Source organism: Pseudomonas benzopyrenica, from assembly GCF_036884265.1.
In the GTDB taxonomy this organism is placed as follows: Bacteria; Pseudomonadota; Gammaproteobacteria; order Pseudomonadales; family Pseudomonadaceae; genus Chryseomonas; species Chryseomonas benzopyrenica.
The window spans coordinates 506,347-517,500 of sequence record NZ_CP145723.1; the positions used below are offsets into that span (position 1 = coordinate 506,347).

An 11,154-nucleotide genomic window follows, 5' to 3' on the forward strand; every position below is an offset into this window, starting at 1 on the left:
CTAGGAACGGAACAGGCGGCTGTACTGCCGCTCGTGGGCCATGCTGCTGAGGGCCAGGCCGAAGGGGGCGCCGCCCCAGGTCGCTTCGGGCAGCTCGGCGGCCTGCTCGGCCGTGGCGGCCAGGGTCGGCAGCAGAAGGGAGGTGAGGCGCTGGGCGGCTTGCTGGCCCAGCGGCAGGGTTTTCATCAGTACCGCCAGCTGATTCTCCAGCCAGGTCCACAGCCAGGCGTCCAGGGCGGCCCGGGGGGCGATCGCCCAGGCCCGGGCGGCCAGCGCCCAACCCAGGGCGAAGGTCGGGGTCAGCTCGGCGAGCAGGCGGCGGCTGGTGTCATCCAGCTCCGGCAGACCGAGCAGCAGCTGCGCCAGGGAATAGCCGGTCTGGCGACTTTCCAGCTGGAATTCCGCGGTCTCGCGACTGGCGCGGTGACGCTCGGCCAGTTCGCCCAGGCGCGTCCAGTCGCTGGCCGCCGCAGCTTCGCAGTGGGCCAGCAGCAGCGGCGCCTCGAAGCGCGCCAGATTGAGTTCGAGATTGTCGCGCAGCCAGACCTCGGCCTCCGCCGCGCTGCGGATCAGGCCGCTGTCGATGGCCAGTTCCAGTCCCTGGGAATAGCTGTAGCCGCCAATGGGCAACTGGGGACTGGCCAGGCGCAGCAGCGCGAACGGCGCATTCACGTGCGCACGCCGAAGTGGTGCAGCTTGGGCGCGTAGTTGAAGCCTTCCTCGCCATGGTGCGAGTGATGGTGGCCGCCACCGTAGGCGCCATGCTCGGGCTGGAAGCCGGCTTCGATCTCGCTGACCTGGGCGCCGAGCTGCTCCAGCATGGCCTTGAGCACATAGTCGTCCAGCAGCCGCAGCCAACCATCACCGATCTGCAGGGCGACGTGGCGATTGCCCAGGTGGTAGGCGGCGCGGGTCAGCTCGAAGGCACTGGCGCAGGTCACGTGCAGCAGTTTTTCCGGCCGGGCTACGACCCGCACGATGCGGCCGTCGCGGGCTTCCAGACAGTCGCCATCGGCCAGCGGCGGTTGCCCGCGTTCGAGAAACAGGCCGATGTCTTCGCCGGCACTGGTGGTGGCTCTCAGGCGACTCTTGCTGCGGGCGTCGTAGGTGAGGTGGAGTTCGGCGTCCCAGGTATCCCGGGGCGCGCAGCGGCGTTGGACGACCAGCATGGCAGGACTCTTGGCAGTTTTGCCCAGCTCTACAGCAAGGGGCCTGCCAAGGCGCGCAAGTCGCCTGGTTCTGGGGCGCCAGAGTTTGACCCGGCTCCTAGGTCGCTCTTATTTGGTGCGCCATTGCATCGGCCAGCAGGGCGACGCCCTCTTTTGGGGCGTTTGCACGCTCGCCGCGTCGCCAATGCTTGCTGCCGATCAGGATCAGCTTGAGTTGCTGCACCATCTTCGCCGCCGGCCACAGCGGCGGCGGTGTGGTCAGGGGGGGCGGATCGATCAGCTCCGGCAGGGTCGCGAACACCGTCTTCACCACCAGGTCGGCCAGCACATCGATCTGCGACGGATTCAGGTGGGGCAGCCGACCCAGGGCGAGCAGGTCACGGGCCAGGTCCTGGGTGATGCGCTGGCGCAACTCGGCGATGGCCTGGCGCACGGCCAGGGAGCCGCCGTATTGCTCGCGGGCGAGAAAGAGAAATTGATCGCGGTTGTCGCTCACGGCGCCAAGAAAGATCTTCACCGAGGCCTCGATCATGCCGCGCTGCTGCAACTCGTGATGACGCACCTGGCGCAGGGCGTCGCGAAAGGTGTCGCCCACCTCGGCCACCAGCGCCAGGCCAAAGCTTTCCATGTCGGCGAAGTGGCGATAGAAACCCGCCGGCACGATGCCGGCCTGGCGACTCACCTCGCGCAGGCTGAGGCTGCCGAAGCCGCGACCGCTGTTCATCAGCAGGCGTGCCGATTCCAGCAGCGCCTGGCGCGTTTGCAGCTTCTGCTGGGCACGGATCGACATGGAGAGATCTCGGAAGACAAGGCGGCACTGTAGCAAAGGATGCCCCTGCTGACTCCAAGGGTTTTCCGTGACCGCCGGGTGGTAGTCTCTGGCCCGTGCCTTGCCTTGAGAGCGTCATGAATCTCGACAACCGTATCAAATTCCGGCATCTGCTGTGTTTCCTGGAGATCGCCCAGCAGCGCAGCTTCGCCAAGGCCGCCGATGCCATCGCCGTGTCCCAGCCGGCCATTTCCAAGACCATCCGCGAACTCGAGGAGATTCTCGAGGTGCGCCTGTTCGAACGCGGCAAGGGCGAGGTGACCCTGACCGAAGCCGGCCTGCTGTTCCTGCGCCATGCCGGTCCCTGCGTCCAGGCCCTGCGCGAGGGAATGCAACTGGTGCGCGGCGGCGAGGCCGGCGGCCTGGTGCGGGTCGGAGTGCTGTCGACGGTGGAAAGCCAGGTGCTGCCCGAGGTCCTGGCGCGGCTGCACGAGCGGCACCGGCAATTGATCGTCAACGTCGCCACCGGCCCAAGTGCCTATCTACTGGGCCAGCTGCGTGTTGGCGATCTGGATCTGGTGGTCGGGCGCATGACCGACAGCCCCGACATCCACGGCCTCGACTTCGAGCACCTCTATACCGAGGCCCTGACCCTGGTGGTCCGTCCGGGGCATCCGCTGAGTCAGGCCCTGCCGGCGGACCTGGCGACCCTGGCGCGCTATCCCTTGGTGCTGCCCTTGCCCGGTACCACGATCCGCCGCCACGCCGAGAGTCTCTTCGTCCAGTGCGGCATCCCGCTCAGTCCCCAGCGTCTGGAAACCCTGTCGCCGACCCTCAGCCGCCAGTATGTCCGTCAGAGCGAAGCCCTGTGGATCGCTCCGCTGGATGCGGTACGCCGCGACCTGGCCAGCGGCGAGCTGATCGAGGTGGAGCTTGGCGTCCGCGAAGCCGGCGGCTCGGTCGGCATCTGCCGCAATGGCAGCGTACCCCTGTCGCTGGCCACCCAGAGGTTCTGTGACGTCTTGCGCGAGGTAGCCAGCGAGCTGACACTTAACCATTAGGTTATGGGTCAGGGTGCAGCTTTCAATTCAGCCAGGCGGCGCCCTGGGCCACACTAGGATCAGCCAGCCCTTGGCTTCGATCCTTCCGTGGAGCATTCCAATGCATAACAAGCCCCACGACGTTCGCTACGTCGCCCGTGATCGCACCTGGCATCCCCAGGCCTATACGCCCGCCTACAAATCCTCGATTCCCCGCTCGCCGCGCCAGGCGCTGGTTAGCCTGCAGCACCAGACTGTGTCCGAGCGCAGCGGCCCGGACTTCTCGCGGCTGCCCCTGGGGCCCCACGACAACGACCTGCTGCTCAACTTCGGCACCGGCCAGTTGCCTCAGGGTGAACGCATCATCCTGTTCGGCACCCTGCGTGACCAGTTCGGCAAGCCGGTGCCCAATTCCCTGGTGGAGATCTGGCAGGCCAACGCCGGGGGCCGCTACCGGCACAAGAACGACGTCTACCTGGCGCCGCTTGACCCCAACTTCGGTGGCGTCGGCCGCACCCGCACCGACAGCCAGGGCAACTACGTCTTCCGTACCGTCCGCCCGGGTCCTTATCCCTGGCGCAACGGCAGCAACGACTGGCGCCCGGCGCACATTCACGTCTCGGTCATGGGCCCGGCCATCGCCACCCGGCTGATCACCCAGCTCTATTTCGAGGGCGATCCGCTGATCCCGCTGTGCCCCATCGTCAAGTCCATCGCCGATCCCGATGCCGTGCAGACCCTCATCGCCCGCCTGGACATGAGCATGGCCAATCCCATGGACTGCCTGGCCTATCGCTTCGACATCGTCACCCGCGGCGCGCGGCAGACGTTCTTCGAACACCACTGAGGACGCCGACATGATCCCCAACCGCCACGACCTGCTGCCGGAAACGCCCTCCCAGACCGCCGGCCCCTACGTGCACATCGGCCTGGCCCTGGCCGCCGCCGGCAACCCCACCCGCGAGGTCGAAATCTGGAACCAGCTGGCCAAGCCCGGCGCCCCGGGCGAGCACATCCTGCTCACCGGCCAGGTGTTCGACGGCAATGGCAACCTGGTGCGCGACTCCTTCCTGGAGTTCTGGCAGGCCGATCACCAGGGTCAGTACGATCCGATCTACGACGTGGAGAAGGCCTTCAACGGCTTCGGCCGCACCGCCACCACCTTCGATGCCGGTGACTGGACGCTGCACACCATCAAGCCCGGCCAGGTCGCCGACCAGCGTGGCCAGCCCATGGCGCCGCACATCAACGTCACCCTGTTCGCCCGCGGCATCAACATCCACCTGCAGACGCGCCTCTACTTCGACGACGAAGCCGAGGCCAATGCCCGCTGCCCGGTCTACAACCTGCCGGAACCGGAGCGCCGACCGACTCTGCTGGCGCGCCGTTGCGAGATCGATGGCCGCTTGGCCTATCGCTTCGACATCCACCTGCAGGGGCCGCAGGAAACCGTCTTCTTCGATATGTAGCGTGCAGACAGCAAAAAGCCCTGCCAAGGCAGGGCTTTTTCATGGGCACGATCCGCAGGTCAGATGCGGTAGGTGGTCTTGGTCATGACCTTGGACATCAGGCTCATGCCGTATTTGACCGGTGTGGGAAAGCGCCAGCCACCAGCCGCCAGGGCGTGCTCGGCATGCTGTTCCTCGTCGATGCGCATCTGCTCAAGCACCGCCCGCGACTTGGCGTCGGCTGCCGGCAGCTTTTCCAGGTGCTCATCCAGATGGCGGCAGACCTGATCCTCGGTGGCGGCGACGAAGCCCAGGCTCAGGCGATCGCTGATCAATCCGGCACCTGCGCCGATCCCGAAGGACAGACCATAGAACAGCGGATTGAGCAGACTGGGGCGCTCACCCAGGGCGCGGATGCGCTGCTCGCACCAGGCCAGGTGGTCGATCTCTTCGTCCGCCGAACGCTCCATTTCCTCCCGGACTTCCGGCAACTTGGCGGTCAGCGCCTGGCCCTGGTACAGCGCCTGGGCGCAGACCTCGCCGGTGTGGTTGATGCGCATGAGACCGGCTGCGTGACGGCGTTCCTCGTCGCTCAGCTCAGCATCTTTCAGCGGAATGGCCGGCGAGCTGCGGGTGGGAGCGCCACTGAAGGGCGTCAGGGTACGCAAGGCGGTATCCGCCTGGATCAGCAGTCGATCGAGGGGGGAGTAGAGGCGCTTGGATCTCAAGGTGATCTCCTTGGCGGGCGAAGGGAGGACAGGATGTGGCTCAGCCCGGAGGCCAGGTCATCTGCCGCTTGCCCAGCACATGCATATGGATGTGATAGACCGTCTGGCCACCCAAGGCGTTGCAATTCATCGCCACGCGGAAGCCTTCCTCGCAGCCCTGCTCCTGCGCCAGGCGCTGGGCGGTGAAGAGGATATGGCCGGCGAGCTGCTTGTCGTCGGCCTCGCTGAGGTCGTGCAGGGTCGCGATGTGCTTCTTGGGGATGACCAGAAAGTGCACGGGCGCTTGCGGGGCGATGTCATGGAAGGCCATGACCTGATCGTCCTCGTAGAGCACCTTGGCCGGAATGTCTCCGGCGACGATCTTGCAGAACAGACAATCCACGTCGATCTCCTGCTGGCTGAATAGCGTCCAAGTGTACCAGCGGCTGTGCCCTGGGGTCAGGTGCCGCCGGCGGGATCACCCTTACGCGGGTTGAAAGAGTTTGCCGATCCGCACCGCGGCCGCACGCACCAGGGCGCGGGGCAAGAGGCGCGGCAACAGGCTGCCCAGGCGATTGCGCCAGCCCGGCACGATCACCGCCTGGCGCCGCTCCAGTCCACGCACCGCGGCCAGGGCGACCTCCTCGGCGGACATCAGCAGCTTGCCCTGCTCCATGCGCCCGGTGTGCAGCCCGGCATTCTTGAAGAAGGCGGTACGGGTCGGCCCGGGGCAGAGCACCGACACCGACACCCCGCGCTTCTTGAGCTCTTCGCGCAGGCCCTCGGAGAAATGCAGGACATAGGCCTTGGTCGCCGCATAGCTGCTCATGTAGGGAATGGGCTGGAAAGCCGCGGTCGAGGCGACGTTGAGGATCTGGCCGCCGCCCTGGATCGCCATGTGCTGGCCCAGGGCATGGCACAGCCGGGTGAGCGCCAGGATGTTCAGCTCCAGCTGCTCCTGCACCCGCGGCCAGTCGGCGGCGAGAAAGTCACCGCCGCTGCCGATCCCGGCGCAGTTGACCAGCAGGCCGATGGCTCTCTCGCTCTGCTCCAGTTCGTGCAGCAGACCGGTCAGGTGCAGCGGCTCCGCCAGGTCGCAGACCCGGTACAGCACCTCCACGTCGAAGCGCTGGGCCAATTCGGCGGCGATGCTCTCCAGCTTGTCCTTGCGCCGCGCCAGCAGGATCAGCGGCTGGCCCCGCCGCGCCAGGGCTTCGGCCAGGGCCAGACCGATCCCGCACGAGGCACCGGTTACCAGGGCATAACGCTGCATACTGCTTTCTCCAGGAAACGCCGGTCGCCGGCGGATCTGCCGTGGACCTAGTAGGGTTTGACCACTACCAGGATGACGATGGCGATGAGCACCAGTACCGGCACCTCGTTGAACCAGCGATAGAACACATGGCTGCGCTTGTTCTCGCCGCGCTCGAAACGCTTGCGCATGGCGCCGCAGACATGGTGATAGCCGATCAGCACCACCACCAGCGCCAGCTTGGTGTGCATCCAGCCCTGCGTCATCCAGCTCGGATTGATCAGCAGCAGGCCGATGCCGAACACCAGCGTGAGGATCATCGCCGGCAGCATGATGCCGCGGTACAGCTTGCGCTCCATCAGGCAGAAGCGCTCGTGGCTCACGGCGTCGCTGCTCTGGGCGTGATAGACGAACAGGCGCGGCAGATAGAACAGGCCGGCGAACCAGCAGACCAGGGCAATCAGGTGGAAGGCTTTCAACCAAAGATAGAGCATCGGGGCGTTCTCCTTATCAGGCGGCGCGATATTAGAGTGGCGCCGGCGGCAAGTCATTCACTCCAGTCATCTCGGCCAGCCTCCCGTGGTCGCCCAATAGTTGACCCTTTTGCTCGGGCAAGCGGATAATTTCCTGACTGAATTGTGTTCGGCGCAAGCCGGGAGACTACGGCAATGACCATTGAAACCTTCACCCCGACCCCCCTGCAGTTCACCCTGGGCGCGGCCAGCAAGGTGAAGAACCTGATCGAGGAAGAGGGCAATCCCCGCCTGAAGCTGCGCGTCTTCGTTACGGGTGGCGGCTGCTCGGGCTTCCAGTACGGCTTCACCTTCGATGAAGATTCCGCCGACGACGACACCGTCATCGAGCGCGATGGCGTGCACCTGGTGGTGGATCCCATGAGCTTCCAGTACCTGGCCGGCGCCGAGGTGGACTACCAGGAAGGCCTGGAAGGCTCGCGCTTCGTCATCAAGAACCCCAATGCCGCCACCACCTGTGGCTGCGGTCAGTCCTTCTCCATCTGACCTGAGCAGCGCCCGGCCTAGTGTGGGTAGAGTGCACCTAGGACCCGGAGCCCGCTGGCTCCGGTGACCGCGGGGCAATTGCCGGGTAGCCGTTCGCAGAAACGCTGGGCCAGCCAGGCGAAAGCCATGGCTTCCATCCAGTCCGGCGAGACGTCATAGGCCGCAGTGCTCTGCACCCTGGCTGGCGCCAGTTGCCGCGCCAGACGCGCCATTAGATCCTGATTGTGCGCCCCGCCGCCACAGACCAGCACCTCGTCCACTGCCTGGGCGGCCAGGATGCTGTCGGCTATGCTGCGGGCGCTCAGCTCGGCCAAGGTGGCCTGGACATCCGCCGGATCCAGCGCCTCATGCTCGGCGAGCTGTCCCTGTAGCCAGGGCAGATTGAAGTGCTCGCGCCCGGTGCTCTTCGGTCCGCTCTTCATGAAGAAGGGATCGCTCAGCAGCCGTTGCAGCAGCGCCGGCACGACCTGTCCCTGCGCCGCCCAGGCGCCATCAGCATCGAAGAGCTGCCCCTGGCTATGGTGGATCCAGGCATCCAGCAGCACGTTGCCCGGTCCGCAATCGAAGCCCCGTACCGGCAGCCCCGGCGCCAGCAGGGTCACGTTGCTGAAGCCACCGATGTTGAGCACCGCGCGTGGGCGATCCAGGCCGAAGAGATCTGCATGAAAGGCCGGGACCAGCGGCGCGCCTTGACCACCGGCGGCCAGGTCGCGGCGGCGGAAGTCGGCGACCACATCGATACCGCTCAACTCGGCCAGCAGGGCGGCATCGCCGATCTGCAGGGTGTAGCCCTGTGCCGGCAGATGGCGGATGGTCTGGCCGTGGCTGCCCACGGCGCGGATATCCGCGGAGGTCAGTCCCTGCTGGGCCAGCAGCTCGGCGATACCCTGGGCGGCCAGCCTGACCCAGGCCTGTTCGGCCCGGGCGATGCGCTCGATCTCGTTGTCGCCGGGCGCACAGAGCGCCAGCAGCTCGCGGCGTAGCGTGTCCGGCATGGGCATGCCTACGGCGGCGACGAAACGGGTCCGCTCGTCCTGTTCGATCAGGGCAATATCCAGTCCATCCAGACTGGTGCCGGACATCACCCCCAGGTAGCGCTCCATCTCAGCGCTTGTTCATCGCGAGCAGAGAGGCGCGCTCCTGGTCCATGCGGGCCATGAGCGGCTGGCTCTGGGCCAGGAAGCGCGAGATCTCGTTCTTGGCGATGGGATCGGCCATGGGCAGCTTCACCCCGAGCGGATCAACGTGGTTGCCGTTGATGCGGAATTCATAGTGCAGATGCGGGCCGGTCGCCAGCCCCGTCATGCCCACGTAGCCGATCACCTGGCCCTGCTTGACCGAGGCGCCGGCCTGCATGCCCTTGGCGATCCGGCTCATGTGCCCATAGACCGTGGTGTAGGTCTTGCCGTGCTGGATCATCACCACGTTGCCGTAGCCATTCTCGCGACCGGCCTTGGCGATCTTGCCATCGCCGGTGGCATGAATCGGCGTGCCCGTGGGCGCGGCATAGTCGACGCCCTTGTGCGCGCGCATCTTGTTCAGCACCGGGTGGAAGCGGCCCATGGTGAAGCGCGAGCTGATCCGCGAGAACTCCACCGGGGTACGGATGAAGGCCTTGCGCATGCTGCCGCCTTCCGCCGTGTAGTAATTAGTGGTGCCGTTCTTGGCGGTGTAGCGCACGGCCGTATAGGCCTTGCCCTTGTTGACGAAGCGCGCGGCCAGGATGTTGCCGTAGCCGACGTGCTTGCCGTTGACCACCTTGTCCTCGTACACCACCTCGAATTCGTCGCCTTCCTGGATGTCCAGCGCGAAGTCGATGTCGTAGCCGAAGATGGTTGCCAGCGCCATGGTCATGTCGTGGGACAGCCCGGCCTTCTGCGCCGAAGCGAACAACGAGCTGCTGATCCGGCCCTGGGCATAGGCCCGGCGGATGTCCGGGGTGACGGTCTTGTGCTCGACCTCGTAGCCCTGGTCGGACTTGACCAGCGACAGGGTCTGCAGCGCGGTGAGCTTGGTGCGTACCGCCAGCAGGTCGCCGGCGTGATCACGCTGGAATTCGATCTTCTGACCCACCCGCAGGCGGGTCAGCTTCTTGGCTTCCTTGCTGCTGGCCAGTACCTCGTGCACCACGGCGGCGGCCAGGCCGGCCCGCTCGAACAGCGTCGAAAGGGTATCGCCCTTGCGCACGGTTTCGGTCTTCCACTGCGGCTCGACGCTTTCGGTGGCGGCGACCTCTTCTTCTTCGGCAGGGGCTTCCTCGGCAGTCTGCGCCTCCGCCTGATCCGCAGAGACCTGGGCGAAGGGGGAGGTGGTCTGGGTGTCCGCGACCTGAGTATCTGCGAGCACTTGCTCCTTCAGGTCATCCTGACCCTGCACGACGCGCTGGGCGTCCTGTTCAACATCCAAGCTGATGGAAGTACGTTTCGCCTCGACCTGCTGAGAGGGAAACACGAGCAAGGCCAGACTCAAGAGCGCGGCCACCCCGCTGGCGGCCACGAGGTGGCTTTTGGGGTAGAACGGGCTTTTGGTAATTGGCTTCGTCATTTAGCTAAAGTGATGATCTGACGTTAAAAGAAGTGAATAACTGCCTAAAATATAATCAAAAGCTGGCTGTCACAACCCTTTGGGGTGGTCGATCCGACGTGTTGGCTGGCGGCTGCTAGGGGCATCTTGATAAGGTTCACGCTTTCGAAATTCAGAGGCGAAGCCCCCATGAAAACGGTCCAGGAGCAGCTGGCGGTCATCAAGCGTGGAGCAGATGAGCTGCTCGTCGAGTCAGAGCTTGTAACAAAACTGGAGCGCGGCACCCCGCTGCGCATCAAGGCAGGCTTCGATCCGACCGCTCCGGATCTGCACCTTGGCCACACCGTGCTGATCAACAAGCTGCGCCAGTTCCAGGAGTTGGGCCATCAGGTTATCTTCCTGATCGGCGACTTCACCGGCATGATCGGCGATCCCAGTGGCAAGAGCGCCACCCGCCCGCCGCTGACCCGGGAACAGGTGCTGGAGAATGCCGAGACCTACAAGGCCCAGGTATTCAAGATCCTCGACCCGGCGCGTACCGAAGTGGCCTTCAACGCCACCTGGATGGATCAGCTGTCGCCGGCCGACTTCATTCGCCTCTCTTCCCAGTACACCGTGGCGCGCATGCTCGAGCGCGACGACTTCAGCAAGCGTTACGCCGGCAATCAGCCCATCGCCATCCACGAGTTCCTCTATCCCCTGGTCCAGGGCTATGACTCCGTCGCCCTGCGCGCCGATGTCGAGCTGGGCGGTACCGACCAGAAGTTCAACCTGCTCATGGGGCGCGAACTGCAGCGCGCCTACGGCCAGGAAGCCCAGTGCATCCTGACCATGCCGCTGCTCGAAGGCCTGGATGGCGTCAAGAAGATGTCCAAGTCCCTGGGCAACTATGTAGGCATCCAGGAAGCGCCGGGGGTCATGTACAACAAGCTGGTGTCCATTCCCGACACCCTCATGTGGCGCTACTTCGAACTGCTCAGCTTCCGCAGCCTGGAGGAAATCGCCCAGTTCCGCAGCGATGTGGAGCAGGGCGCCAATCCCCGCGACATCAAGATCAAGCTGGCCGAAGAGATCGTGGCCCGCTTCCATGGGGAAGAAGCCGCCCAGACGGCCCATCGCTCCGCAGGCAACCGCATGAAGGATGGCGAGCTGCCGGAAGACCTGCCGGACGTCGAGCTGGAAACCGATGCCGCCTTGCCGGTCGCGGCCGTCCTCAACAAGGCCGGG

General features: G+C 65.4%; 14 protein-coding genes (1 of these 14 only partly in view). 5 read left to right on the forward strand and 9 right to left on the reverse strand.

Annotation, left to right across the window (positions count from 1 at the left end; all coding sequences use genetic code 11):
• The 3 genes from V6W80_RS02390 to V6W80_RS02400 all read right to left on the reverse strand — a co-directional run bounded on the left by V6W80_RS02390 (position 1) and on the right by V6W80_RS02400 (position 1,959).
• Positions 1–672, reverse strand: coding sequence for an urease accessory protein UreF (locus tag V6W80_RS02390; protein WP_338545763.1), 672 nt, complete (start codon positions 670–672; stop codon positions 1–3).
• Positions 669–1,169 (reverse strand): urease accessory protein UreE, encoded by a 501-nt coding sequence (gene ureE, locus V6W80_RS02395; protein WP_017642991.1) that lies wholly within the window; start codon positions 1,167–1,169, stop codon positions 669–671. Before ureE ends, V6W80_RS02390 begins: the two co-directional genes overlap by 4 nt.
• Before the next feature lie 97 nt (positions 1,170–1,266).
• Positions 1,267–1,959 (reverse strand): TetR family transcriptional regulator, encoded by a 693-nt coding sequence (locus V6W80_RS02400; RefSeq protein WP_338545764.1) that lies wholly within the window; start codon positions 1,957–1,959, stop codon positions 1,267–1,269.
• A gap of 116 nt (positions 1,960–2,075) precedes the next feature.
• On the opposite strand from V6W80_RS02400, the gene pcaQ reads away from it, so the two are divergent.
• The 3 genes from pcaQ (at position 2,076) to pcaG (ending at position 4,447) form a co-directional block, all read left to right on the forward strand.
• Complete coding sequence (pcaQ, locus tag V6W80_RS02405; protein WP_338545765.1) at positions 2,076–2,999, forward strand: pca operon transcription factor PcaQ; 924 nt, start codon at positions 2,076–2,078, stop codon at positions 2,997–2,999.
• A gap of 100 nt (positions 3,000–3,099) precedes the next feature.
• Positions 3,100–3,825 (forward strand): protocatechuate 3,4-dioxygenase subunit beta, encoded by a 726-nt coding sequence (gene pcaH, locus V6W80_RS02410; RefSeq protein ID WP_017642988.1) that lies wholly within the window; start codon positions 3,100–3,102, stop codon positions 3,823–3,825.
• A 10-nt stretch (positions 3,826–3,835) separates the two neighbouring features.
• Positions 3,836–4,447 carry a protocatechuate 3,4-dioxygenase subunit alpha gene (pcaG, locus tag V6W80_RS02415; RefSeq protein ID WP_093257168.1) on the forward strand — a complete coding sequence of 204 codons (612 nt, stop codon included), beginning with the start codon at positions 3,836–3,838 and terminating at the stop codon, positions 4,445–4,447.
• A 59-nt stretch (positions 4,448–4,506) separates the two neighbouring features.
• Here the strand turns inward: pcaG and coq7 are convergent, their stop codons facing one another.
• The 4 genes from coq7 to hemJ all read right to left on the reverse strand — a co-directional run bounded on the left by coq7 (position 4,507) and on the right by hemJ (position 6,879).
• Entirely contained in the window at positions 4,507–5,154 is a 648-nt protein-coding gene (gene coq7 / locus V6W80_RS02420) for a 2-polyprenyl-3-methyl-6-methoxy-1,4-benzoquinone monooxygenase (RefSeq protein ID WP_059313398.1), read from the reverse strand.
• 40 nt (positions 5,155–5,194) lie between these two features.
• Complete coding sequence (locus V6W80_RS02425; protein WP_017642985.1) at positions 5,195–5,536, reverse strand: histidine triad nucleotide-binding protein; 342 nt, start codon at positions 5,534–5,536, stop codon at positions 5,195–5,197.
• 81 nt (positions 5,537–5,617) lie between these two features.
• Positions 5,618–6,406, reverse strand: coding sequence for an SDR family NAD(P)-dependent oxidoreductase (locus V6W80_RS02430; RefSeq protein WP_017642984.1), 789 nt, complete (start codon positions 6,404–6,406; stop codon positions 5,618–5,620).
• Positions 6,407–6,453: 47 nt separating this feature from the next.
• A complete protein-coding gene (gene hemJ / locus V6W80_RS02435; RefSeq protein WP_017642983.1) occupies positions 6,454–6,879 on the reverse strand; it encodes a protoporphyrinogen oxidase HemJ in 426 nt (141 codons plus the stop codon).
• A 174-nt stretch (positions 6,880–7,053) separates the two neighbouring features.
• Between hemJ and erpA the strand changes: the two genes are divergently transcribed.
• The gene (erpA, locus tag V6W80_RS02440) at positions 7,054–7,404 is read left to right on the forward strand and encodes an iron-sulfur cluster insertion protein ErpA (RefSeq protein ID WP_007162616.1); all 351 of its coding nucleotides are present in this window, start codon (positions 7,054–7,056) and stop codon (positions 7,402–7,404) included.
• A gap of 17 nt (positions 7,405–7,421) precedes the next feature.
• Here erpA and V6W80_RS02445 read toward each other — a convergent pair whose 3' ends face one another.
• Positions 7,422–8,507 (reverse strand): anhydro-N-acetylmuramic acid kinase, encoded by a 1,086-nt coding sequence (locus V6W80_RS02445; RefSeq protein ID WP_160924608.1) that lies wholly within the window; start codon positions 8,505–8,507, stop codon positions 7,422–7,424.
• 1 nt (position 8,508) lies between these two features.
• Positions 8,509–9,948 carry a peptidoglycan DD-metalloendopeptidase family protein gene (locus tag V6W80_RS02450; protein ID WP_026084084.1) on the reverse strand — a complete coding sequence of 480 codons (1,440 nt, stop codon included), beginning with the start codon at positions 9,946–9,948 and terminating at the stop codon, positions 8,509–8,511.
• A 168-nt stretch (positions 9,949–10,116) separates the two neighbouring features.
• Here V6W80_RS02450 and tyrS point away from each other — a divergent pair, with 168 nt between their 5' ends.
• A protein-coding gene (tyrS, locus tag V6W80_RS02455) for a tyrosine--tRNA ligase (RefSeq protein ID WP_064308146.1) crosses the window boundary here: on the forward strand, positions 10,117–11,154 show its 5' portion. Its footprint extends 162 nt past the window's final position; 1,038 of the gene's 1,200 nt are visible here — the first part of the coding sequence; its start codon is at positions 10,117–10,119; its stop codon lies beyond the right edge, outside the window.

Excerpts from the sequence above, each read along its gene's own strand:
- V6W80_RS02450 (WP_026084084.1), bottom strand. The coding sequence starts at position 9,948 with ATGACGAAGCCAATTACCAAAAGCCCGTTCTACCCCAAAAGCCACCTC.
- pcaQ (WP_338545765.1), top strand. The coding sequence starts at position 2,076 with ATGAATCTCGACAACCGTATCAAATTCCGGCATCTGCTGTGTTTCCTG.
- erpA (WP_007162616.1), top strand. The coding sequence starts at position 7,054 with ATGACCATTGAAACCTTCACCCCGACCCCCCTGCAGTTCACCCTGGGC.
- hemJ (WP_017642983.1), bottom strand. The coding sequence starts at position 6,879 with ATGCTCTATCTTTGGTTGAAAGCCTTCCACCTGATTGCCCTGGTCTGC.
- V6W80_RS02400 (WP_338545764.1), bottom strand. The coding sequence starts at position 1,959 with ATGTCGATCCGTGCCCAGCAGAAGCTGCAAACGCGCCAGGCGCTGCTG.
- ureE (WP_017642991.1), bottom strand. The coding sequence starts at position 1,169 with ATGCTGGTCGTCCAACGCCGCTGCGCGCCCCGGGATACCTGGGACGCC.
- V6W80_RS02430 (WP_017642984.1), bottom strand. The coding sequence starts at position 6,406 with ATGCAGCGTTATGCCCTGGTAACCGGTGCCTCGTGCGGGATCGGTCTG.
- V6W80_RS02445 (WP_160924608.1), bottom strand. The coding sequence starts at position 8,507 with ATGGAGCGCTACCTGGGGGTGATGTCCGGCACCAGTCTGGATGGACTG.
- pcaG (WP_093257168.1), top strand. The coding sequence starts at position 3,836 with ATGATCCCCAACCGCCACGACCTGCTGCCGGAAACGCCCTCCCAGACC.
- pcaH (WP_017642988.1), top strand. The coding sequence starts at position 3,100 with ATGCATAACAAGCCCCACGACGTTCGCTACGTCGCCCGTGATCGCACC.